Genomic DNA, 23443 nt, shown 5'->3' with positions numbered 1-23443 from the left:
CCTGGGCCCATGAACTGGGTCGGGGACACTGCCTGGTGGGCAGTTTGACTGGGGCGGTCGCCTCCTAAAAAGTAACGGAGGCGTGCGAAGGTTCCCTCAGCCTGATTGGAAACCAGGCGTAGAGTGCAAACGCACAAGGGAGCTTAACTGTGAGACCGACAGGTCGAACAGGTGCGAAAGCAGGCGTTAGTGATCCGGTGGTTCTGTATGGAAGGGCCATCGCTCATCGGATAAAAGGTACTCTGGGGATAACAGGCTGATCGCGCCTGAGAGTTCATATCGGCGGCGCGGTTTGGCACCTCGATGTCGGCCCATCGCATCCTGGGGCTGGAGCAGGTCCCAAGGGTTCGGCTGTTCGCCGATTAAAGCGGTACGCGAGCTGGGTTTAAAACGTCGTGAGACAGTTTGGTCCCTATCTGCCGTGGGCGTAGGACACTTGAGAGGAGCTGCCCATAGTACGAGAGGACCTGGGTGGACGTACCTCTGGTGCTCCGGTTGTCCTGCCAAGGGCATAGCCGGGTAGCCATGTACGGAACGGATAACCGCTGAAAGCATCTAAGCGGGAAGCCGGCCTCAAGACTAGGTGTCCCGGGCCGCAAGGCCCCTAAAGACCCCTCGTAGACCACGAGGTTGATAGGCCGGGTGTGGAAGCCGAGCAATCGGCGGAGCTAACCGGTACTAATAGGTCGTGCGGCTTGACCATACTTCTAAGGCAAACATCGAAGCGTCGCGCCCGGAGTTCGGGTGACGAGCAGCGTGACACAGCTAGCCCCGCGTAGAGCGCCCGCGAGAAGCGGGCTCCGCGGAGTCCAGGGGACGCACCCACAAGTTTCCGGTGGTGATATCGAGAAGGTCACACCCGATCCCATACCGAACTCGGAAGTTAAGCTTCTTGGAGCCGATGGTACTGCCAGGGCAACCTGGTGGGAGAGTAGGACGCCGCCGGGATTTTTTTTGAGCCTGCGATGCGCGGCACCGCCGCGCGCAGGCAATTCGCCGAAAGGCAAGCGGTCGCTGCTCCCAGGGCAAGCAGCGACCGCGTCGCTCCTGGATTCAGGGCGACGAGCAGGCCAGCACGGCCTGGCCAGGCGTTGGGCGCCGCGACGAGCGGTCCCCGCCGAGCGTCCGACCGGAATGGACGTGCCCGCAAGTTTCCGGTGGTGATATCGAGAAGGTCACACCCGATCCCATACCGAACTCGGAAGTTAAGCTTCTTGGAGCCGATGGTACTGCCAGGGCAACCTGGTGGGAGAGTAGGACGCCGCCGGGGTTTCTTCGAACCTGCGCAGGGGTAACCTTGCGCAGGTTTTTTTTTGCCTTCCATCCGCCCGTTCATCCGGCCTTCGATGGCTCGGTCCGACGGCTCGCCGAGCTGGACGGCGACCGCGGCGGGCGCGGGCATCGGCCAGCTACTGCCGTCCCCCGCGCCGGAGCCGTTCCGGGGGTGATCCATCGGATCGGCCGTGGCCGCCCGAACCTTACTTTGAGCTTCGATGAGCGCCGGCGGGTGGATCCACGCGGCGGGGGTGGGCGCGCTGGAGCACCGACCGAGGTGCCATAAGGCCCCAGCAGGCTCGGGGTGCGTCCATCGGATCGGCCGTGGCCGCCCGAACCCTACTTTGAACTTCGATGAGCGCCGGCGGGTGGGTCCACGCGGCGGGGGCGGGCGGGCGCGCTGGAGCACCGACCGAGGTGCCATAAGGTCTCAGGAGGCTCGAGGTCTCAGGCGCGCCTTGTGTGGCGCGCAACATGACGTCCCAGGTGGCATGGCCCGAAGGGAGACATGCCGGGCGGTGTTTCATGCGTGAGCTCCGCGTCCCCGCCTCGGCGGACGGCCAGCGCCCGCCCGCCCCCGCCGCGTGGACCCACCCGCCGGCGCGGCCCCCTCTGGACGGCGTTGAGCGCGAGCGGTTGCGCCACCTCCCGCCGTGAGGGATGGCTCTTGCATACCCCGCAGCCCCCGCTCCGGCAGGGACCTCGCAAGCGCCGCCGATGGCCAAGAAACGCCCCCCACAATCCGACGATCCGCTCGCCCGCTTCCACCCCGCCACCCAGGCGTGGTTCCGCGGCGCCTTCCCCGCGCCGACCCCCGCCCAGGCCAAGGGCTTCCCGCCCATCCTCGACGGCGCCTCCACCCTGCTGCTCGCGCCGACAGGCTCCGGCAAGACGCTCGCCGCCTTCCTCGCGGCCATCGACCGGCTCATGGCCTCGCCAGAGCCCGATCCCGCCGAGCGCTGCCGCGTCGTGTACGTCTCGCCCCTCAAGGCGCTCGCCATCGACGTCGAACGAAACCTGCGCGCCCCGCTCGCAGGGATCGCCGCCGCCGCCGAGCGACTCGGCCTGCCCTACCGCATCCCCCAGGTCGGCGTTCGCTCCGGCGATACGGCGCCCGAGGACCGCGCGCGCCTCGCCAGGAAGCCGCCGGACATCCTCATCACGACGCCCGAGTCGCTCTACCTCCTGCTCACCGCCAACGCGCGCGACCGGCTGCGCCACGTCGAGACCGTCATCGTCGACGAGATCCACGCGCTCGTCGCCACGAAGCGCGGCGCGCACCTCGCCCTGTCCCTCGAGCGCCTCGAGGCCCTCCGGCAAGCGCCGCGGCCCATGCAGCGCATCGGCCTGTCCGCCACCCAGCGGCCCCTCGACGAGGTCGCGCGCATGCTCGGCGGCGGCGAGATCCAGGGCGCCGGTGCCGGCGCGCGCTTCGCGCCGCGGCCGGTGACGATCGTCGACGCGAGCGCCCCGAAGGCCCTGGAGCTCCGCATCGAGGTGCCGGTCGAGGACATGACAAAGCTCGGCGAGGTCGCGCGGGCAGGCGAGGGCCCGCCCCCGGCGCCGAGCGACCCGGCGCAGCGCTCGATCTGGCCGAGCATCCACCCGCGCCTCGTCGAGCTCGTCCGCGCCCACCGCACCACGATGATCTTCGTGAACAGCCGGCGCCTCGCCGAGCGCCTCGCCGCCGCGCTCAACGACACGGCCGGCGCCGAGATCGCGCTCGCCCACCACGGGTCGATCGCCCGCGAGCAGCGCCAGCAGATCGAGGAGCGGCTCAAGGCCGGCCTCCTGCCGTGCATCGTCGCCACCTCGTCGCTCGAGCTCGGCCTCGACCTCGGCGCCGTCGACCTCGTGATCCAGCTCGAGGCGCCCCCCTCGGTCGCCGCCGGGCTCCAGCGCGTCGGCCGCGCCGGCCACGAGGTCGGCGGCACCTCGCGCGGCATCGTCTTCCCCAAGCACCGCGGCGACCTCCTCGCGTGCGCCGCGGCCGCGTCCCGCATGCGCGAGGGCAAGGTCGAGGCGACCCTCTACCCGAGGAACCCGCTCGACGTCCTCGCCCAGCAGATCGTCGCCATCGCCTCGATGGACACCCTCCACGTCGACGCGCTGTTCTCGCTCGTGCGCGGGGCCGCGCCGTTCGCCGACCTGCCGCGCGCGAGCTTCGAGGGCGTGCTCGACATGCTCTCCGGCCGCTACCCGTCCGACGAGTTCGCCGAGCTCCGGCCCCGCGTCGTCTGGGACCGCGTGGGCGGCGCCGTGCGCGCCCGCAAGGACGCGAAGCGCCTCGCCGTCGTCAACGCCGGCACCATCCCCGACCGCGGCCTCTACGGCGTCTTCCTCGACGCCGGCGGCGACGCGGCGCGCCCCGGCCGGCGCGTCGGCGAGCTCGACGAGGAGATGGTCTTCGAGGCCCGCGAGGGCGAGGTCTTCCTCCTCGGCGCCTCCTCGTGGCGCATCACCGACATCACCCACGACCGCGTCCTCGTCGTCCCCGCGCCGGGCGAGCCGGGCAAGATGCCGTTCTGGCGCGGCGACCAGGCCGGGCGCAACGCCGAGCTCGGCGCCTCCATCGGCGCCCTCGCGCGGCGCATCGCCTCGCTCTCCGACGACGACGCCGAGCGCGCGCTCGCCGACGAGCACGGGCTCGACGCGCGCGCCGCGCAGAACCTCGTCCGGTACGTGCGCGACCAGGCCGCGGCGACGGGCGACGTCCCGAGCGACCGCGCCATCGTCCTGGAGCGGTTCGTCGACGAGGTCGGCGACTACCGCATCTGCCTCCTGTCGCCGTTCGGCGGCCGCGTCCACGCGCCGCTGTCGACCTGCATCGCCGAGAAGTGCCGCCTCGAGCTCGGCCTCGCCGTCGACACCGTGTGGACCGACGACGGCATCGTCCTGCGGCTGCCCGAGTCCGAGTCGCCCCCCGACGCCAAGCAGCTCCTGCCGCAGGCCGACGAGGTGGAGGACCTGCTCGTCCGCGGCCTCGGCGACACCGCCCTCTTCGCCTCGCGCTTCCGCGAGTGCGCCGGCCGCGCGCTGCTCCTGCCGCGCAAGTTCCCCGGCAAGCGCTCGCCGCTCTGGGCCCAGCGCAAGCGCGCCGCCGACCTGCTCGCCGTCGCGTCGCGCTACGGCTCCTTTCCCATCCTGCTCGAGACCTACCGCGAGTGCCTGCGCGACGTCTTCGACCTCACCGCGCTCGAGGACCTCCTCCGGCAGATCGCGGCCCGCAAGGTCCGCGTCGTCACGGTCGACGTGCGCGCGCCGTCGCCGTTCGCGGCCACGCTGCTCTTCGCCTACGCGGGCAACTTCATCTACGAGGGCGACCTGCCGCTCGCCGAGCGAAGGGCGCAGGTGCTCGCCATCGATCACGCGCGCCTGCGCGAGCTGCTCGGCGAGGCCGAGCTGCGCGAGCTGTTCGACGCCGACGCGGTGGCGGCCCTCGAGGCGTCGCTCCAGCGCCTCGACGGCCGCGCGCCGCTCAAGAACGAGGACCAGGTGCACGATCTCCTCCTCTCGCTCGGCGATCTCACGCGCGACGAGATCGCCCGGCGCGCGGCGGGCCCGGACGCCCCGCCCGAGGCGGCCCGCGAGCGCGCCGACGCCTGGATCGACGAGCTCGTGCGCGACCGGCGCGTCATCGAGATCCAGCTCGGCGGCGAGCGCCGCCTCGCCGCCGCCGAGGACGCGGGCCGGCTGCGCGACGCCTTCGGGGTGGTGCCCCCGCCCGGCCTGCCGATCGCGTTCCTCGAGCCGGCCGCCGACCCGCTCGCCGAGCTCGTCGCCCGCCACGCGCGCACGCACGGCCCCTTCCGCGCCGAGGACGTGGCCCGGCGCTTCGGCCTCGGCCCCGCGCCCGTCCTCGCGGCGCTCGCGCGGCTCGCCGAGCGCGGCCGCGTCGTCGAGGGCGAGTTCCTCCCCGGCGGCCGCGGCCGGGAGTTCTGCGACGCCGAGGTGCTGCGCTCGCTGAAGCGCCGCTCGCTGGCCCGGCTGCGCGCCGAGGTCGAGCCGGTCCCGCCGGAGGCGTACGCCCGCTTCCTCGCCGACTGGCACGGCCTGCACCGACGCCGGCGGGGGCTCGACGGTCTGCTCGCGGCGCTGGAGCAGCTGCAGGGAGCGCCGCTCTCGGCCTCGGCCCTGGAGGCCGAGATCCTGCCCGCGCGCGTCGAGGGCTACCGCGCCGGCGATCTCGACGCGCTCTGCGCGGCCGGCGAGGTCGTCTGGCGCGGCGTCGAGCCGGTCGGCGACGGCGACGGCCGCGTCGCGCTCTACCTCGCCGAGGCGTATCCGTACCTCGCCCCGCCGCCCGGCCGCGCCGAGGGGGCGCTGGCCGAGGGCATCCGCGCCGCGCTCGCGCGCCGCGGCGCGCTCTTCTTCTCCGACCTCTCGCGCGAGACGGGCGCCTTCGGCGGCGACCTGCTCGGGGCGCTCTGGGATCTCGTGTGGGCCGGCGAGGTCACGAACGACACGCTCGCCCCGCTGCGCGCTCTCGGCCGCGAGGCGCGCCCGAGCGGCCGCCGGCGCGAGCGCGACCGCCCCGCGCCCGGCCGCGGCCTCTCCGCGCTGCGGTCGCGCCGGATCGGCCCGCCGGGCAGCGAGGGGCGCTGGTCGCTTCTGTTGCCCCCCGGCGTCGCCGCGAGCGCGCCTGGCTCGGCCGCGGGCGCGCCTGGCGTCGCCGCGAGCGCGCCCGGCTCGGCCGCCGGCGCGCTCGGCTCGGCCGCCGGCGCGCCCGGCTCGGCCGCCGGCGCGCCCGGCTCGGCCGCCGGCGCGCCCGGCGAGACCGAGCGCCGCGCGGCGCTCGCGCGCGCCCTGCTCGAGCGCCACGGCGTGCTCACGCGTGAGGCGGCGGCGGTCGAGGGGCTCGCGGGCGGCTTCTCCGCCGTCTACGACGTGCTCCGCGCCATGGAGGAGGCCGGCCAGGCGCGGCGCGGCTACTTCGTCGCCGGGCTCGGCGCCGCGCAGTTCGCGGTGCCCGGGGCCGACGATCGTCTCCGCGCCTGCCGCGAGCCGTCCGACGAGCCGCGCACGCTCGTCCTCGCGGCCACGGACCCGGCGAACCCCTGGGGCGCCGCGGTCCGCTGGCCCGAGGTCGCCGCGCGCGCGGACGGCGCTCCCGAGGGCGCCGTCCGCGGCCCCGTCCGCCCGCAGCGCGCCGCCGGCGCCCTCGTGATCCTGCACGACGGCCGGCTGCTCGCCTGGATGGGCCGCACCGAGCGGAGCCTCACCACGTTCCTGCCCGAGGCCGAGCCGGAGCGCGGCGAGGCGATCCGGGCGATCGCGTCGGCGCTCGCGGCGCTCGTCAGCGAGGGGCGTCGGCGCGCGGTGCTCGTGGCGACGATCGACGGCGAGCCCGCGCACAGCTCGCCCCTTTCGCGCGCGCTCGCGGAGGTGGGCTTCACCTCCGGGGCGCACGGCTACCTCAAGCGCGCCCCCACGCCCGAGCGCGCCCCGTGGCGCCCGCGGCAGGCGCCCGCGAACGCGCCCGACTGGGCGCGCCGCGCGGCAGCGACGGGGCCGAACGCCCCCGAGGACGACGTCGACGGCTTCAAGCCGCCGCCCGGGCTGCGCTCCTGGCCGGCCGGCGCCACGGCGGGCGGGTGGCGGATGCCGCCCCCCGGCGCGGCCGCCCCCGGCGCGGCTACCGGCGGCGCGCGCGGGGTCGACGGGGGCCAGCCCGACGACGTCGACCTGGACGACGACGATCCGGCGCTGTTCGACGACACCGCGGACCTCGACGACGGGCTCGACGACGGATCGGCGTGATCTTCCCCGGCGCGCCGCCCTGAAGCGGCGCCTCGACCAGGCCGCGACCCGCCAGAAAAAGGACCGCCGAGCAGCCAGGAAGGGAGGCCCTTCGTGGTTCCTCGGCGGCTCTTGCTCGTGCTGCGGCGCCGGCGCCATCGCGCGCGGCGCGCTGCGACGGGTTCAGCCCTGGTGGCTATGCTCCATCGGCTTCACGTTCTGCTCATGGTGGCCGCGGTTCCTGCGGGTCCCGTTCGACGCCTGACTCCGCGCCTCGGCGCCCTTGCGCCCGATCGCCGCCATGTGCTCGCGGTTCTGGCTGACGACCTCGCCGCCCTTGCGGCCTGCCGCGCGTGCTTCTTCCGACGTGAACTCGTGCGCCGTGCCCTTCTCGTGCGCCGCCTTGCCGCCCTGGCTCGCGATCTGGCGCTGCTGCTCCGCGTTCATCGCCGCGAAGCCCCGCTTGATCTCGCTGCTCTGTCCCATGATCCACTCCTCGGATTGATGTGCATCGTGAACGTCACTCGACGACCGTGACCACGTGCTGCCTAGCCACAGCGCGCCGGCGGTGCCGGCGACGCCAGACGCTGCTGCAACGCGGGTGCCAGACGCGAGCGCCCGGACGATTCCCACGGAGCGTCGCGGCCGGACGATCGATGACCCCATGGCCGCGCCGCCCATCGTCTCCGGGACTCACTGCGGCAAACTGCCTCACTGTGCGTGCGGACGTGCTTGAGCGCCCCAACCCGGGGCGGTCTCAGCCGTGGCAACCCTCATGGCACGTCGCGCGATCTCGTTTTCCTCTTGCAATCATCCGATGCCGTCTTCGCTCACCGCACGCGCCGCGAGATGACCTGTCGTCATCCCGTGAATCCCGCGGCACACGGCGTTCACGAGCGCTTTTCGGGGGTCGCCTGATCCGCTGCCGGGCTTTTCGATTGCGCGTCCGGCGATCTCCGACGTCTCCATCGCACGCGCGCCGCTTCTGCCACAGGGCACCCCGGGCCGAGTGCCACAGGACTGTCCTTTTGCATTGGTGTTGTATGAATCGCCGACCCATGTGGCCCGGCTGTCGGGGGCCGCAGGGGTCCTCGGCGGCATCGCCAGGGCAGGGGAGCACGGCGCCGGCGCCTTGCGCCTTGACACGACGGCGCCGCGTCCGTTGTTGTTGCGCCGCATCATCACGCCGGCGTCTCGGAGCCCTGTGTTGGCGCTCCCGGGGCGGTCGGGGTGACGATTTTGCGGGAGATCCACGATGGCGGTTCCGATTCCGGGGGCTCGGCTCGATGGGGGCCAGCTCTCCTCACGTGATGCGACATCCTCACCGCGCCGCGCGCGCGGCCGTTTTCCGGGGGCCTTCCGCGGCGCGGCCCTCCTCGCGCTGCCCCTCTGGCTCGCCGTCGGTTGCGGCGGGGCCACGGGCGCCACGCCCGCGGAGAGCCCCGAGCCGGGCCCCGCGCCCGCGGCGAAGGAGCCGTTCGATCTGGAGAAGGCGCTCGCCCGCGAGGCCGACGACCTGCCCGCCCGCGAGATCCGCGCCGCGGACTGGTCGGCGCGCGCGTTCGGGGCGGCGGAGCCGACGATCGAGCGCAAGGAGAAGCTCGTCGCGATCACGATCCCCCTCGGCACGGCCAGCCAGGTCGAGTGCTTCGTCTACAACACGATGCTCGACTCGGGCGAGGTGATGAGGAACTTCATCGAGCTCCTCGACCCCGAGAAGGTCGAGGTCTCTCGCGTCGTGCCCTGGGAGATCAGCGTGCACCGGGAGAGCCCGGCGGTGTTCGTTCAGGCCCTCTACCTGGCCCCGACCGGCGCCGGGAAGGCGGCCGGCCTGCTCAAGATCGCGTTGCACGCGGACAAGGCGCACCCCATCGCGTGCCTGCACGACGAGGTCGGGTATGTCCGCACGTTCGAGCGGCTCGCCAAGGGCCTCTTCGACTCGTTCGAATCGAAGAGCGCCGCGCCGAAGCCCGAGTATACGGACACGGTGATCCTCCGCCTCGACAAGACCCCTGTCGGCTTCGAGACGAGCGATCTGTTCAAGGACGAGGACGGCCAGCGAAGGTGGCTGTCGCGCTCTGCCCTCCTCATCCCGCGAGACCCGAGGACGCTGCTCATCGAGGATGAGGCGTCGAACGTGCTCATCGACCCGCAGGGGCGCCTCAAGGGGGGCATCTGGATCGAGACGTCGCAGGGCAAGGCGAACCACCGGATCGAGCTCTCGCAGAAGAAGAACTTCCAGTACGAGTACGCGGGAGAGGTCGAGGGCAAGAAGATCCAGGGGACGTTCACCCCCGCGGCCAAGGCGTGGCTCGCGTCGCCGGTCACCACCGCCTCGGACCTCGCGCGCCTCCTCAAGAAGAACGGCCCCTTCGACCTGAAGCAGCAGGAGTACATGCCCAACGTCGATCCGACGAAGCCCGTCGACGTGCAGTACGCGCGCGACGCCTCGGGCGCCGTCACGGTCAACGTGAGCTCCGTGCGCATGGTGGGCAGCCTCGCGCCCGACGGCCGCCCCGAGTCGTTCGAGGTCTCGGCCGGTCCCCCGAAGCTGACGCTCCAGCGGGCCTACACCCGAGGGAAGCTCTAGAACGACGAACAATCACGTCGAGCGAGCGAGAAGTTAACCGCCAAGGCGCCAAGGGCGCCAAGAAGAGATGACATCCTGGCGCGCTTGGCGCCTTGGCGGTCCGAAGCGCTGCTCGCTCCAGGTGGGTTCGACCCGTTCGTCGCTCTAGGGCGTCGCGTCCCAGACGCGACCAGAGGCAGTTCCATTGCTGCCGGGGTTGAACACCTCGACGGCCATGACCTGATAGGTGGGATCGTCGCTCGCATCCAGATTGTTCATGTTCGGAACAATCCAGCCGGTGTCGGCCCATGCCTTCAGGTGATCGGCGAATACGATCTTGTGGTCCTCTCCGAGGGCCTGCGGCCGAGCAGGCTTGCTCCAGTACTGGTAGAACGTGGAGCGACCGTTGATAGAGGGCTGCTGCTGCCGCGTTGAGCGGTACGTGGAATACTCAACCCCATCGCTCACGAACGTCTTGCCAGGGGTGGCGCCCTGGCTGGGGTCATAACTCCATCGCTGCAGAATGTAATACTCCACCAGGTGTGCGGCGTTTGTCGTGGGCATGCTCTTGTCGTAGCCCCAGCCGTACAAAGCGATATAGCTCGCGCCGCTGTCGTTGTTGAGGCGGTAGCCGATCACCCTGTTCTCATCTCCGTAGTTGTTACCGCGCCCTCTCAAAAGTGGAGTTCGCCCCGATCTCGATCCCTATTCGTGATGGGAATCCCCTGATCGGCCGCTGCCCGCCCATCAGCGAGCCGGTGTGGGCCCGAGAGAGGAAGCCAGGGTGGAGGCTGATGCCCCGCCGTCGGCCGGCGTTCGCTGTGCATTCCTAAAACCAACCAAAAAATCTCACACAAACGTCAAGTCGCGCGACTTCGCCGCGCTGAGCGCCCTTGCATTCCCGTTCCACGACCCCAATTACCACTACACTTTGCGACACGTCAGCCCCTCGCTGACGTAAGGCCGGGGCCGAGGGAGCGGAGCATCGGCGCGAGGCCGGCCACAAAATAGGCGACGAGGGGATGCGTGTTGTGGCGACCCGTCTTCCCCTCGTCGTGCTCCGAGCACCGTGCAGGAGCGGAGCTCATGCAGGATCGTTCAAGCCGACGTCGACATCAAGCGCTGGATGACGGTGCTGCCAACGGTTGACCTCGTGCGGCCCGCGCGCTGCCCCTGCTGCGACGCGGCCGGCCGCCCCGTCAACGGCCCGCTGGTGATGCGCGGCCACGGCCTGCGCGAGCGGCTGGTGTGCGGCCCGCTCGAGCCCGGCGGCGCTCCCCAGCAGGTCACGATCCAAGCTCGACGCTACCGCTGCAGCGCCTGCGGCGCGATCGTGGTCGTAGTGCCTCGCGGGTTGCTGCACCGCCGGCGCTACTCCGCGGCGGCGATCGGCTGGGTGCTTGCTCGCATCGGGCTCGACGGCGTGAGCACGCCTGTCGCCCGCGCCGAGGTGTGCCCCTGCGCGACCCTGGGCGTCGCAGCGGCCGAGCGGTGGCTCGCGCCGTCTCGCTGGATCGAGGCCAGCCGCCGTGGACAGCTGTTCCCTCGGCTCGGGCGCCATGGCGCGGAAAGCCCCCGCGCGCAGATCGCCGAGCGCACCGCGATGCAGCTCGTGGGGCTGTCACCTCAGGGCAGCACGCGGGAGCCGGCGCCGCACCTGGCGTTCCGCGGCGCCGTGCTCGCAGCGTGATGCCCATCCGCAGGCCAACGCAAGCTCCGGCGACTCCACCACGCAGGATCGGGCACGGCGGTGCAGGAATGAGGCACTGGGTCCACATGGGTCGTCGAAGACGGACCCGTGGAAAGGACCGCTCGTGGACATCCTCAAACCCAGAGACCACGCGGAGGAGATCGCCATCTTCCGCCACGGCATGATCGGGCAGCTCTGCGCTCGCGATCTCGAGCATGGCGACCTCGTCGAAGCGCTACGCGCCCTCTCGAAGGAGCGCGTGCGACCGCCCGGGAGCTCGTGTACACGCACCTTCGCGGTGCCGACACTCGAGCGCTGGCTCTATGCCTACCGCCAGCGCGGGCTCGAAGGGCTCTGCCCTCGCGCCCGTCGCGACCGCGGGCGCGGCCGCGAGCTCGACCCGGTGCTGAGAAGGCTGCTGTGCGACATCCGCCGGGAGCACCCGGACGCTTCGGTGCCACTCATCCTGCGCACGCTCCGCGCAGACGGACGCCTGAGCGCCACGGTCAGCGCGTCGACCGTGCGTCGCCTCTTCCGTCAAGAGGGGCTCGACAAGATCCCGCAGCGCGACGGGAAAGGGCCGACGACTCGGCTCAAGTGGCAAGCCGAGCGCCCTGATGCGCTCTGGCATGGTGACGTGTGTCACGGCCCGACACTTCATCTCGACGGCCGAAGGGTCACGGTGCGGATCCACGCCCTGCTCGACGATGCCTCGCGCTTCATCGTCATCCTCTCGGTCGAGAGCGACGAGAAGGAAGACACCCTGCTGCGGCTGCTCGTCCGTGCCCTCCGGCTCTACGGAGTCCCCGATGCGCTCTACCTCGACAACGGTGCAACCTACCGTGGCGACGCCTTGCGCCTCTTCTGCTCGCGCCTCGGGATCACCCTGCTTCACGCGCGCCCCTACGACCCGCAGGCGCGTGGTAAGATGGAGCGATTCTGGCGGACGCTTCGAGAGAACGTGCTCGACCACCTGGGCTCGGTCACGTCGCTGCAGGACATCTCCTCTCGCATCCAGGCCTTCCTCGACGTCCACTACCACCCGTCGCCGCACGCCGGGCTGATGGGGCGCGCGCCGGGGCTTGTGTACGCGCCCGGGCAGCGCGAGATCGACGCCCTCTCCGAGGCTCGCCTGCGCGAGGCGCTCACGCTCCGGCAGCGTCGGCGCGTGCGCCGCGACACGACCGTCGCCCTCCGAGGACAGCTCTTCGAGCTTGATCACGGCTACCTCGCCGGCCGTGTCGTGACGGTCGCCTATTGCGTGCTCGACGAGCCTCTCGCCCCGGTCGTCGAGCTGGAGGGGCAGCGGATCCCGCTTCGCCCTGTCGACCCGGTACACAACGCGCACGTCAAGCGGCCAGCGCGCCGAGCCACGAGCGGCGGCGCGTCGGCCGCGGGGCAGCCTGTTGCCTTCGACCCGGGCGGCGCCCTGCTCGTCAAGAGCGCGCGCGACGCGGCCCTGGCGACCGGCGCGGACGAGGCCGATGGGGAGGAGGACCTCGATGCGATCTTCTGAGCTCGGCTTCTTCGGCCTTCGCACGGCCCCCTTCTCCAAGGAGCTCGACGATGCCGAGCTGTGGTTGCCCACGTCCAAGCAGGTGCTCGTCGACGATCTCGAAGCGGCGCTCCTCGAGCGTGCCAGTGTGCTCCTCGTCGGTGAGCCGGGCGTCGGCAAGACGTGTGTGCTACGGGCCTTGCGGCATCGGCTACCCCAGGCCGGATTCCGCCTGACCTACTGCCACAATGCGACGCTCGGCCGGCGCGACTTCTACCGCTATCTCTGCCACGCGCTCGGCCTGCAGCCGACCTCGAGCGCCGCGAACCTGTTCCTCGCCGTCGAGCGGCATGTCCACGAGTTGCGCAGAGATCAGATCCACCCGGTGTTTCTGCTCGACGAGGCCCATCTGCTGCACCCGGACATGATGGCGCACTTGCATATCCTCTTGAATCACGAGTGGGACAGCCGTGCTCTTCTGTCGATCGTCCTTGTTGGCCTCCCGGAGCTCGAGGGCCGCATGGCGCTGCGCTCCCATCGCTCGCTCCTCACGCGCATCCACCACCGCTTCATGATCGAGCCGGCCACGGTGGAGGACACGGCGGAGTACGTGGCCTTCCGACTGAAGGGCGCCGGTGTGGAACACGAGCTCTTCTCGCGCGAGTCGCTCGCCGCGCTGCATGAGCTCGCGTCGGGCTCGCTGCGCGAGATCGACCGCCTCGCCTCGGCGGCGATGCGGGAATCGGCGCGCCGCAAGCGCAAGCTGGTCGACCGCGAAGCGGTGGCCCGCGTCGCCGAGACGCTCACGCTCGCCTCGTCTCTCGGCTGAACGGCGGCGCACAGCCCGCGAGGCTCGTCGGCCTCGCGGGCCGAGGCGCGTCTGATCCAGGATGGCCATCGCCTCGCCGCGAGGGACCGTGGCCGGCACGATGCCCATCGCCGTACAGCGCCGGCGCGACACGCCCGCGATGGGCATCGGCGGCTGGGGAGACCTACCGAGCTGCGGCAAGATGGCCATCATTCAGGCGGGGCGCAGTGCCATCAGCCAGCCGGCTCGGCAACACGTAGTGCCATCCTGGACCGCCGACATAGTTGTAGCCGCCGCCCTGCCAGGTCACGCTGAATTCGCCGTTCGGGTCCACGGTCATGGACGTCGAGCCGCCATCTTTCCAGTGGGTGAAGAAAAAATCACCAACGTGGCCCGTCGCGTGATTTGAGTTGATCACGGTTTTTTCCGTGTACTTCTCCGTGTAGGCGGAGAACTTGGAGAAATCGAGGGTGGGTGTAGGCGTAGTCGTTGTGTCCAGTTCGCCATCGTTGGAATAAATGGCAAACCCTGCGATGGTGGGGTTCTCTACGCCCTCGATCAGCTCGATGGTGACGCTGCCGTCGTTTACCGCAATATCCGCGAAGGTCTCCGTGTGGCCCACGTCGTGGCCGACCTCAGCGTAAATATCCAGGTTGCTGATCACGGTGTTGCCTTCGACTGCGACGCTGAAGCTGCGCGAGCCGGCGCTGTTGTGGGCAATCTCCGCGAAATGCAGCTGCACGGTGTAGTTGCCGCTGGCGGTGACCGGGATCTCATAGCTGAATGAGCCGTACCGCTCTGTTTGATAAAGCTGCCCACCGACGACAGGGTCTTGCGTGCTGTTGGTCGAGCCGCCGCGAGCGTATTTGTCCGCCTGATACTCCACGCCATCGACCGTTGCGCTCGACGTGCTGCCGGAGTTGATGGCGACCACCAACGCGAGATCGCCGCTAGAAGAACCAGAGCTGCTCGAGGACGAGCTGGAGCTGCTAGAAGACGAGCTGGAGCTGCTCGAGGACGAGCTGGAGCTGGAGCTGGAGGAGGAAGAGCTGCCAGAACCAGAAGACGACGAGCTGCCCGAGGGCTCTGTGGGATTGCTACCACCGCCGCAGCCTGCCAGCGCGACGGAAGCGAACGCCAGTGTGTACCAGCGAGAGAATCGATTCTGCTGTAAATTTGTCATGGGTGTTTCCCGGGATCGCTTGCTGGCGATTGTTGTCGTGTGACGTTTCACGGCGTATGACATAGCCCGTTCTCGGGCAAAATTGTGGCCTGGGCCATACTCTCTCTGGGAGATCAAGTGGTCGTTCGGCTAAATCTATACGCCATGGAGCGGCCGCGGCACAACGCCATTGGATAGTGGACGACCGCAGCCCCTAGCGCGTGCCCTGGGCGCAGCGATCCGAAGCCGCGCCCTTGACGACCCGCGACCGCCACCGCCGGCACGAGCGCGCGCCCATCGCCCCGTACAGCTCCCCCGGCCTCCCCGCGCTGACCGCTGCTGCAGCTGCGGGGCCCAGCCTCCAACATGCCGGAACCCTTCGGGATTGTTTTTGCGTCTGCGAATCGTTTCGGCGCGCCGCCCCCGGCCCCGCGCGGCGCCGCGCGCGCCCTGAGCTTCTGCCGGCGCGCCTCGAGCGGCTCGCCGTCCACGAGGCCGATCGCGCGCCGCAGCACCTGCCTCTCGGCTTCAGGTCGCGGTGGACGATGCCCTCGCGGTGGACGGCGCCGAGCGCGGCCGCGGCGCGCGGCGCGTCAAGCGGCGTCGCCGGCCCACGCGCCTCGCGGTCGGGAAGGGACATGTCCTGTGTCACGGAAATCAAGCATCTCCGGCAACAACAACGTCGTCTTCGACGTGAGGCCGGTGAACGTCTTCGGGGAGTGCCTCGCGCGGGCGTTCTTCCCCGACACCCCGCGAGATCAGCGCAACGTGCTGATCGACAACACCGCCTTCGGCCCGGGGGAGCCCTCGCTGGAGGGGGTCTTGCGGCACGAGCTCGGGCACACGCTCGGCCAGGGCGCCCAGGCGCTCTACGGCCCGCCCGGCGGCGGGGGCAGCGGCGGCGGCGGCACGGCCACGTCGGCCACCTTCAGCGGCAGCCTGCGGGCGGGCGACGAGGCCGCCCACGGGCCCCTCGCGGTCGTCCTCGGCACCCGCTTCGAGCTCCGGATGACGGGCACGGGCGACCCCGACCTCTACCTGAGGTTCGGAGCGGCGCCGACCCGGAGCCTGTACAACTGCCGCCCGTACAGCGACGGCGCGGCCGAGACCTGCACGCTGACCGTCCCGGCGGGCCTGACGCAGGCCTTCATCATGGTGGACGGCTTCACCGCCAGCACGTACCAGCTCCGCGCGAGCTATACGACTCCCTGGAGCAACAAACGGGTCGAACCCGCCTGAAACGAGCAGAGCTTCGAACCGCCAAGGCGCCAAGGACGCCAAGACATTGTCGTCGTCTTCTTCTTCTTCTTGGCGTCCTCGGCGCCTTGGCGGTTCATTTCCCGCTCGATCAACGTGATCGTTGCCCTGGCTCCGCAGCTCCGACGCCTGCCCCCGACGTGGGTGTCGGGCGCAGGATGAGCAGAGTACGGGGGCCCCGTCATCCAAGGGGCGAGCGACATCGCCGCACAAAAATCGACAAAAATCGTCGCCGAAAATTGGGCACCCCACTGGGACCCTTCCTAGGGTGCTCTCATGGACAAGAAAATCGTTGCCGCAACTCTCCTGCAGGCGCTCGCCGTTGCCCAGCGCGAAGGACGCGCCGAGACCCTCGACTCGCTCGTCGAGAAGCTGCGTGTTCGCCGCAAGGACATCCGGAGCACGCTGACCGTGCTCCACCGCCAGGGCATGGTGGACGTGCTCCGTATGCGACTCACGCTCTCCGGGTTCGCGATCGGCTCGGCGCTGATAGGCAAGACCTTGCCGGCGCTCCGGGCCGCCCCGCGCTCGGCCACCGCCGCGGCGTGAGCCGCGCCCGCGGCGGGATCCGGAGGGCTACGCCTCGACCAGGCCCGAGCGCACCGCCAGGCGGGTCAGGTCGGCCACGCTGTGGGTCGCGACCTTCGCGCAGAGGCGCGCCCGGTGCGTCTCGACCGTCTTCACGCTGATCGAGAGCTGCGCGGCGACCTCCTTGGCCGAGCGGCCCATCGCGAGCAGCCGGAGCACCTGCCGCTCCCTGTCGCTCAGCGAGGCCACCATGTCGCCGCGCGAGGCCGCGTCGCGCCGCTGGAGCGCGCGCACCATCGCCGCGCTCACGTCCGGCGACACGGCGGTGCGCCCGCGGACCACGGTGCGCAGCGCCTCCACGAGGTCGGCGAGCCGGCTCTGCTTGGACAGGTATCCATCCGCGCCGGCCCGCATCGCCTCGGCCACGCGGAACTCGTCCCTGTGCATCGAGAGCACGACGAGGCGGAGCTCCGCGAGCCCCTTGAGCTCCCGGATCAGCTCGATGCCGCTGTGGTCCGCGAGGCACAGCTCGACAACCGCCACCTGACAGCGGTGCAGGTCCGGCGCGCTGAGCGCCTCCCGCCTGCTCCCGGCCTGAACGACCTCGCTCACCCCCGGCTGCGACGCGAGCGCGTGCGCCAGCGCTTCCCGTACGACGTGTTGATCATCGACGAGCAGGATATTCATGTTGAAAGCCCCCCTTACCAAATTGCCTTGTATCAAAATCGTTTGATCTCCATGAACCTGTTTTCGCGGTAGGGATCCGCCTGGCAGCGTCGATTTCGTCCCTGTGGGGACCAACTCGGCTCCTCGCGAGATCGCCTTGGACGAGCGCGAGAGAGCGTGATCGCGGTGCAGCCTTGCTGTCCGAGGCGCGCCATGAACAAGGCCGTTCGACGCCCGCCCTGCGTTCGCTCGGCGCGCGCTCGACGCGGGATCGCCGGCCGGGCGCTCCCGGGTCGCTCCGTGTCCGTGCTCGCTGCGCCTTCCGGCGCGCCGTCGGATCGTCGGGGCCGCGGCGTCTCGTGCGCTCCGGTCGAAGCCTCTCCCTGGACCGTTATGTTTGCGCTAGATAGGCTGCCTCATGGCTGGCCTGCGCGGAGCGCTCCTCTCCGGTCTACGACCCGACTCGGCCTTCTGGCGCCGGGCCCTCACCGCGGGCGTCACGCGCGGGCCGGAGCCCTGGGTGCGCCACAGCCCGCCCGTCTTCGGCGTGCTCTTCGCGGCGGCGCTCCCCGAGCTGCGCCGGCGCGTCGAGCAGAACCTGCGCCGCGTGCGCGGGCCGCGGTCGCGCGTGGCGGACATGCTGGACAGCGCCGAGGTGTTCGCCACCTACGGGAGCTGCATCACCGAGGCGCTCCTGCTGGCGAGCGGCCGCGGCTACGCGGTGCAGCGGCGTACGCGGGGCGTCGAGCACTACCACGCGTGCGCCGCGCCCGGCCGCGGGATCATCATGGTCACCGCGCACACCGGCGGCTGGGACATCGCCGGGCAGATCCTCGGCGTCGTGCACCCGGAGGGCGTCATGCTGGCGATGCAGCGGGAGCGCGACCCCGAGGCGCGCGCCATCCAGGACGCGGCGCGGCAGCGCGCCGGCGTCCAGGTGGCGCACATCGGCGACGGCCCGCTCGACGCGCTGCCGCTGCTGAGCCACCTGCGGCGCGGCGGCGTCGTCGCCATGCAGATCGATCGCGTCCCGCCCGGGATGCGCAGCCGGGAGGTCCCGTTCCTCGGCGCCCGCTGGCGCGCCCCCGAGGGCCCGATCGCGCTCGCCTCGATGAGCGGCGCGCCCATCCTGCCGGTGTTCACGCACCGCAAGGGCTTCCTCGACTACGAGGCGGTCGTGTCGCCCCCGATCTGGGTCGCCCGCCGCGCCAGCGAGGAGGAGCGGGACAGGGCGGCCGCCGCGATGATGGGCGCGATGGAGCGCTTCCTCCGCGCCCACCCGACGCAGTGGTTCCACTTCTCCGGCGACGGCCCCGTCGCGCCCGCGGAGGGCGGGGCCGGCTGATCGCGGGAGCTCGACGGCGTCCGCGTCGCCGCCGGCGCGGACGAGACGCCCGTGTCGCCCGCCGGCGCGGGCGACCGCTCGCTCAGAGGGGCCCCTCGGTGAGCCCGTGGACGAACTGCCGCACGCGCGGATCGTCGCTCGCCTTCGCCTCCTCGGTGGTGCCGTCGAAGATGAGCCGGCCGCGGTAGAGCATCCCCACCCGGTCGGTCACCGTGAGCAGCCGGTCGAGATCGCTCGAGACCATCACGACGGTCGCGTTCATCGCCCGCTGCTCGGCGCGGAGCAGGTCGAAGATGCGCTGCGACGTCACCGGGTCGAGGCCGGCCGCGGGCTCGTCGTAGAGGACGATCTCGCCGCGCGCGATCGTGGCGCGGGCGACGCCGACGCGCTTCTTCTGGCCGCCGGACAGCCCGGCCGGCGTCCGGTCCTCGAAGCCTGCCAGCGACACGACCCGGAGCCGCTCCGCCACGCGCTCGGCGATCTCCTCCTCGCTCAGGTCGTAGAGCCGCCGCAGCGGGAACGCGATGTTCTCGCCCACGGTCATGTAGTCGAACAGCGCGTTGTTCTGGAACAGCATCCCGAACCGGAGCCGGAACGCCTGGAGCTCGATCTCGCTGAGCGCGTGCACGTCCTTGCCGTCGACGAGCACGCGCCCGCGGTCCGGCCGCACGAGCCCGGTGATCATCTTGAGCAGCACGCTCTTGCCCGAGGCGCCCGGCCCGATGAGCCCGTACAGGCAGCCCGCGGGCACCTCGAGGTCGACGCCCCGGAGCACGGGCATGCCCCCGAAGCTCTTCGTCAGCTGCTCGATCTGGATCATCGACCGCGAGGGCGCGGTCGTCGGGGAGGGGGCGCTCACGCCCCTACCATAGCCCTGTTACTTGAACGTCGTCCGCGCGACGTCGAGCCGCGGGTGGGACGGGAACGACATCCCGCGGATCTGCCCGGAGATGCACGACGCGATGCCCGGGTTCGAGGGGCTCGTCGTGACGGTGACGCCGACGGCGCGCCCGTTCTGCACGGCCGCGCAGACGTTCACCTCCATGTTCGACGGCACGTTGCACGCGTTCAGGTACGTGCCGCGGTTCAGCACGTTGCCGTAGGCGCCGGCCGTCAGATCGGCCGGGCCGTTGTTGCCGAGCTTGTACTCCTCGACGTAGCGCGCCTGCGCCGCCTCACAGCTCATGCCCCCGCCGAGCGACGGGTAGCTGCCGCCCCCGCTCGGCCGCGCGCCCCCGCCGGCGCGCGCGGCGCCCTTGGCGCTGTCGAGGCCGGCGTCGACCTCGATCGCGATGCGGTCGGTCGCGCCCTGCACGGCGAGCTCCCGCTCCTTGTTCGTGCGCTCGCGGTACCACCAGCCCGCGCCCGCGGCGAGGATGACGCCCATCAGCGCCATCCCGAGCAGCGCCTTGTACTGCGTGCCCTGCTTCTCGGCCGACACGACGGCGTCGAGCGCGCGCTTCTCCTGGACGATGTCGCGGTTCAGCTTCGCCTGCTCGGCGAACGGCGCGAACTCCTCCCAGTCCTGGATGGCGCGCTCTTCCCCGGCGAACGTGTCGCGCAGCACGTGATCGCCGGTGAACGAGCCCGACGCGATCTGCTGGAGCAGCTCCACGGACGAGAACGGCCCGTGGTCCATGCCGTCCTTGATGACGGCGTACCGCGGCCGCGGGTCGGACTCGAGCGCCGCCTTGAGATCCGCGAGCTTGCGGGTCGGGTCGTTGCCGTGGAGCCGCTGCGGCTGGGCCACCGGGATGGCGACGGCGAACGGCCCGTCGCCGGCCACCGCCTGGATCTTCGGCATCGACGGCGCCGACGGGACGCGCGCCTCCTCGGCGTGCCCGTTCGGCGGCATCATCGACAGGTTGATGTCGACCTCGAACTCGCCGTCGCCGTCGAGGTGCGACGCGTCCGCGCTCGGCGGCTTCTCCGAGGCGTTCGGGACTATCTGGTAGAGCGCCTGCGCGAGGGCGGCGAGATCTGCCGGCCGGTGCTTCGGATCGGCGACGAGCGACTTGCCGAGCACCGTTTCCAGCGCGGGCGGCAGGTCGGGGATCACGTCCGCGGGCCGGCGCATCCCGGGGCCGACGCTGCTGCCCGTGAGCAGCTCGTAGAGGATGGCGCCGATCGCGAAGACGCTCGCGCGCGCGTCGCCCTCGCTGCCCTTGCGCTCCTCGGGCGCGAGGCAGGCGCGGTCGCGGGGCAGCATCGGCGCTGCGTGCGCGAGCTCCTCGATGAGCTGGAGCCCGCCGCTTGCCCCACCATAGGCGAGGCACGAGGGGTGAACGAACGCGGTCCGACCCTGCGCGTGCAGCTCGTGGAGCTGCGTGCAGAGCGGCACGACGAGGCCGACGGCCTCGCGCACATCGAAGCGACGGTTCGTCGCGCGGCGCGACTCCATCTCGGCGCGGAGCGTGCCGGCGGGGATGGATGTGCCGACCGGCAAGGGGGTGAGGATGGCCTGGACCTGAGCAGACATCGGGGAGCAACACTACGCCATCACGACGGCTCCGCTCAACGCTGCGACGCGATGCTTGCGGTATGGACGTGCGAAGTGGTCCAGGACCGACGTGTGTTGAGCAGCGTCAGCGTGCGCTTATGACGTCACCGTTATTCAGCGCGCGTCGGGTGTGTGTCGGTCGCATCAGGACGCGCATCCGGCGGCGTTCTTTGGCGTGCGCCGGGTGTGTGTGGGTCGCGTCAGGGCGCGCGTCCGGCGGGGTTCTCGGCCTGTGTGGTGATGTCTGCGCTGACGGCGAGGGTGTGGCCGGCGAGGAAGCGGAGGAGATCGGCCTCGCGCGATTTCGGCCAGCGCGCGTGGTTGATGGATCCTTTCTTCGCGGAGCAGCGGTTGCGCAGGGCGCAGTGGGGCTCGTCCCTGTCGCCCTCGTCGAGGCGGAGGAACGAGGTCTGCGCGGACTGTGCGTCGCGCGCGCGCAGCCATCGCTCGACCGAGTCACACGGGAACAGGTCGTCGCACGCGCGGTACATCGCCAGCGCGGGCGGGGGAGGGCCCGGGCAGGCCCACGTGGCCGGCGGCGCGTTGCTGGCGAAGGTCGCGAACGCCGCGACGCGGTCGGCGCGCATCATCGCGTACGTCGCGGCCATGTGGCCGCCGTAGGAGGCGCCGAGCGCGTAGATGCGCCGCCGGTCGACGAGCTTCTTCTCGAGGAGCTGGTCGACGAAGGCGTCGACGGTGGCGACGTCGACGTTCCCGTCGCCTGTGAACTCGGCGTCGAACGGCGAGATGGGCGTGTACGTCTTCGAGCCGCGCTCGCGCTCGCTCTGGGTGGGGTTCTTGAAGGCGCGGCCCTGGGGGGCGAGGATGATGAAGCCCGCGTGGGCGGGGTCGCCGGTGAGGTTCCAGGTGGCGGCGAGCTTGCGGAGCCCCGTCTCCTTGTCGACGGCGGTCGGGTTGTCGTGCTCGGCGTGGAAGAAGACGAGGAGCGGCAGCGGCGCGCGCGTCTCGACGCCGCTCGGCGCGATCACGCAGGCGTAGCGGGGCGATCCTTCCGCGTCGCGCGCCTCGAGCACCTGGGCGCCGCGGCACGGCGGCCTGCCGATCGTCTTGCGGAGCTCGCGCCGCGGCTCTCCCTGCTCGGCGACGCAGCGCCCCTCGCTGGGCGGCCTCGCCTCGGGCGCCTTCGGCCGCTTCGCTGCGGCGGCCGAGCTGGCCGCGCGGGCGCCGGCGTCCTTCTGGCCCGCGGTCTGCCGGGGCTGGCCGGCGTCAGCCGAGGCCGCGCCGGCGCCTGCGTCGCGCTCGAAGACGCCGAGCAGGTCGCCGCCGTCGACGCCCGACGACGGCGTGGAGCAGGCCGACGCGATCCACGCCGCGGCGCCGGCGATCGCGGCGCCGGCGAGCAGGGCGCGGCCGCGCCGGGGGCCGGGAGGGGCCGGCGTCTGGGGGCGCCGGGCGCGGGGGCCGGATCGAGGGCGAGGCACGGGCGAACTGTAGTACGAGGATTCCGGAGCTCAGCCGGGATTTCTCTCCCGGCGGAGCTCGGCGAGCGCGTCGGCGATCAAGTCGCCCTCGGCCGGCGGCGGGGCAGCGGCGCTGGCGAGCATCCGAGCACCCGCATGAGCCTGGGCTCCTTGGGCGGCGTGGCGGCCACGGCGAGGACGATCACCTCGGCCGGACCGGAGGGAAGTCTTCTGGAGGCGCCAAGGCGATACGGCGGTCCTCCGTGACGTTCGCGTCGAGCTTGTGAGCCTTCAGGGACATGCCCAGAGGATGGGCGCCTGGTAGGCACGCAGCAGGTGATCCGACGTGACGAGGGGTGCGTCTTCCAACTGGGCTTGCGCCAGCAGCATTCGATCGAACGGGTCGCGATGGTGAAGTGGGAAGGCGGCCGCCGTCCAGACGTGCGCCGCTTCGATCCCCAGCTCCCGCACCGTCGGATGGCCGAGCCACCACGACCGGAGCTGCTCCGGCGGCAAGCTGCCTTGCAGCCGGCCGATGGACTGCTTGATGGCGAGCTCCCACCAGGAAGCGACCGATATCAATACCTGGGCGCCAGGGTCCTGGAGCGCATCGACGACCTCCCGTCGCAAGCGTCCGGGATCGGCGGCAAACCAGATCACGACGTGCGTGTCGAGCAGCCACTTCAAGCTTCGTCTCCCTCGAGCGCGCGCCGGATGTCGTCAGGGAGAGGTGCATCGAAGTCGTCCTTGATCGCGATCTGCCCACGCAACCCGCCTGCGACCGGCGCGATGCGGGCAGGCGGCTGCGCCTCGCCGAGCGCGATGAGCTCGACGCGCTGCCCGCGCAGCGGCGAAAGCGCAGGCAGGGCGCGCACGATGGCGTCGTCCACGAGCACCTGGATCTTGAGCGCTTGCATTCGCGTAGGATGCTGCATCGGGCGGAGGACGTCCATGCTCCGGAGGCCGCTGGACGCAGCAGACGGTGGCG

The 23443-nt window shown here is 71.2% G+C and carries 18 protein-coding genes and 3 rRNA genes (1 of these 21 cut by a window edge); 12 read left to right on the top strand and 9 right to left on the bottom strand.

Annotated features, from left to right (window positions below; all coding sequences use genetic code 11):
• The 4 genes from WMF24_RS20765 to WMF24_RS20750 form a co-directional block, all read left to right on the top strand.
• Positions 1-703, top strand: a 23S ribosomal RNA gene (locus WMF24_RS20765); it begins 2302 nt to the left of the window's first position.
• Between the two features lie 128 nt (positions 704-831).
• A 5S ribosomal RNA gene (rrf, locus tag WMF24_RS20760) occupies positions 832-948 on the top strand.
• Between the two features lie 205 nt (positions 949-1153).
• Positions 1154-1270, top strand: a 5S ribosomal RNA gene (gene rrf / locus WMF24_RS20755).
• Between the two features lie 722 nt (positions 1271-1992).
• Positions 1993-7035 carry a DEAD/DEAH box helicase gene (locus WMF24_RS20750; protein WP_437738158.1) on the top strand — a complete coding sequence of 1681 codons (5043 nt, stop codon included), beginning with the start codon at positions 1993-1995 and terminating at the stop codon, positions 7033-7035.
• 162 nt (positions 7036-7197) lie between these two features.
• Here the strand turns inward: WMF24_RS20750 and WMF24_RS20745 are convergent, their stop codons facing one another.
• On the bottom strand, positions 7198-7500 hold the full coding sequence (locus WMF24_RS20745; protein ID WP_437738157.1) for a KGG domain-containing protein: 303 nt from the start codon (positions 7498-7500) through the stop codon (positions 7198-7200).
• Between the two features lie 769 nt (positions 7501-8269).
• Between WMF24_RS20745 and WMF24_RS20740 the strand changes: the two genes are divergently transcribed.
• Positions 8270-9604 (top strand): hypothetical protein, encoded by a 1335-nt coding sequence (locus tag WMF24_RS20740; protein WP_437738156.1) that lies wholly within the window; start codon positions 8270-8272, stop codon positions 9602-9604.
• Between the two features lie 144 nt (positions 9605-9748).
• Here the strand turns inward: WMF24_RS20740 and WMF24_RS20735 are convergent, their stop codons facing one another.
• On the bottom strand, positions 9749-10261 hold the full coding sequence (locus WMF24_RS20735) for a glycoside hydrolase family 11 protein (protein ID WP_437738155.1): 513 nt from the start codon (positions 10259-10261) through the stop codon (positions 9749-9751).
• A gap of 391 nt (positions 10262-10652) precedes the next feature.
• Here WMF24_RS20735 and WMF24_RS20730 point away from each other — a divergent pair, with 391 nt between their 5' ends.
• The 3 genes from WMF24_RS20730 to WMF24_RS20720 all read left to right on the top strand — a co-directional run bounded on the left by WMF24_RS20730 (position 10653) and on the right by WMF24_RS20720 (position 13597).
• Positions 10653-11273: a hypothetical protein gene (locus tag WMF24_RS20730; RefSeq protein ID WP_437730027.1), complete on the top strand. Its 621-nt coding sequence runs from the start codon at positions 10653-10655 to the stop codon at positions 11271-11273.
• Positions 11274-11397: 124 nt separating this feature from the next.
• On the top strand, positions 11398-12789 hold the full coding sequence (locus tag WMF24_RS20725; protein WP_437736760.1) for a DDE-type integrase/transposase/recombinase: 1392 nt from the start codon (positions 11398-11400) through the stop codon (positions 12787-12789).
• Positions 12776-13597, top strand: a complete 822-nt coding sequence (locus WMF24_RS20720) for an ExeA family protein (protein ID WP_437731295.1) — start codon at positions 12776-12778, stop codon at positions 13595-13597. Before WMF24_RS20725 ends, WMF24_RS20720 begins: the two co-directional genes overlap by 14 nt.
• Positions 13598-13760: 163 nt before the next feature.
• On the opposite strand, the gene WMF24_RS20715 is transcribed toward WMF24_RS20720, so the two are convergent.
• The gene (locus WMF24_RS20715) at positions 13761-14510 is read right to left on the bottom strand and encodes a malectin domain-containing carbohydrate-binding protein (RefSeq protein WP_437738829.1); all 750 of its coding nucleotides are present in this window, start codon (positions 14508-14510) and stop codon (positions 13761-13763) included.
• On the opposite strand from WMF24_RS20715, the gene WMF24_RS20710 reads away from it, so the two are divergent.
• The 3 genes from WMF24_RS20710 to WMF24_RS20700 all read left to right on the top strand — a co-directional run bounded on the left by WMF24_RS20710 (position 14500) and on the right by WMF24_RS20700 (position 16544).
• Entirely contained in the window at positions 14500-14802 is a 303-nt protein-coding gene (locus WMF24_RS20710) for a hypothetical protein (RefSeq protein ID WP_437738154.1), read from the top strand. The two genes, WMF24_RS20715 and WMF24_RS20710, sit on opposite strands and share 11 nt — an antisense overlap.
• A 581-nt stretch (positions 14803-15383) precedes the next feature.
• Entirely contained in the window at positions 15384-15977 is a 594-nt protein-coding gene (locus WMF24_RS20705) for a pre-peptidase C-terminal domain-containing protein (protein WP_437738153.1), read from the top strand.
• Between the two features lie 294 nt (positions 15978-16271).
• Positions 16272-16544 (top strand): hypothetical protein, encoded by a 273-nt coding sequence (locus WMF24_RS20700; RefSeq protein WP_437738152.1) that lies wholly within the window; start codon positions 16272-16274, stop codon positions 16542-16544.
• Between the two features lie 27 nt (positions 16545-16571).
• Here WMF24_RS20700 and WMF24_RS20695 read toward each other — a convergent pair whose 3' ends face one another.
• Positions 16572-17210: a response regulator gene (locus tag WMF24_RS20695; RefSeq protein WP_437738151.1), complete on the bottom strand. Its 639-nt coding sequence runs from the start codon at positions 17208-17210 to the stop codon at positions 16572-16574.
• A gap of 397 nt (positions 17211-17607) precedes the next feature.
• On the opposite strand from WMF24_RS20695, the gene WMF24_RS20690 reads away from it, so the two are divergent.
• Positions 17608-18534 (top strand): LpxL/LpxP family acyltransferase, encoded by a 927-nt coding sequence (locus tag WMF24_RS20690; protein WP_437738150.1) that lies wholly within the window; start codon positions 17608-17610, stop codon positions 18532-18534.
• 82 nt (positions 18535-18616) lie between these two features.
• On the opposite strand, the gene WMF24_RS20685 is transcribed toward WMF24_RS20690, so the two are convergent.
• From WMF24_RS20685 to WMF24_RS20665, 5 genes are all read right to left on the bottom strand, one after another.
• Positions 18617-19393, bottom strand: a complete 777-nt coding sequence (locus WMF24_RS20685) for an ABC transporter ATP-binding protein (protein WP_437738149.1) — start codon at positions 19391-19393, stop codon at positions 18617-18619.
• 18 nt (positions 19394-19411) lie between these two features.
• Positions 19412-21013 (bottom strand): hypothetical protein, encoded by a 1602-nt coding sequence (locus tag WMF24_RS20680; RefSeq protein ID WP_437738148.1) that lies wholly within the window; start codon positions 21011-21013, stop codon positions 19412-19414.
• 221 nt (positions 21014-21234) lie between these two features.
• Positions 21235-22476, bottom strand: coding sequence for an alpha/beta hydrolase family esterase (locus WMF24_RS20675; protein WP_437738147.1), 1242 nt, complete (start codon positions 22474-22476; stop codon positions 21235-21237).
• A 270-nt stretch (positions 22477-22746) separates the two neighbouring features.
• The gene (locus WMF24_RS20670) at positions 22747-23142 is read right to left on the bottom strand and encodes a type II toxin-antitoxin system VapC family toxin (protein WP_437738146.1); all 396 of its coding nucleotides are present in this window, start codon (positions 23140-23142) and stop codon (positions 22747-22749) included.
• Positions 23139-23372 carry a prevent-host-death protein gene (locus WMF24_RS20665; RefSeq protein WP_437738145.1) on the bottom strand — a complete coding sequence of 78 codons (234 nt, stop codon included), beginning with the start codon at positions 23370-23372 and terminating at the stop codon, positions 23139-23141. The genes WMF24_RS20670 and WMF24_RS20665 overlap by 4 nt, the downstream gene beginning before the upstream one ends.
• Positions 23373-23443 lie beyond the last annotated feature (71 nt).

Origin of the sequence: Sorangium sp. So ce1335 (assembly GCF_051521615.1) — a bacterium.
GTDB lineage: Bacteria > Myxococcota_A > Polyangia > Polyangiales > Polyangiaceae > Sorangium.
Note: the sequence above shows the minus strand (reverse complement) of the source record. Positions and strands in the feature narration are given on the sequence as shown.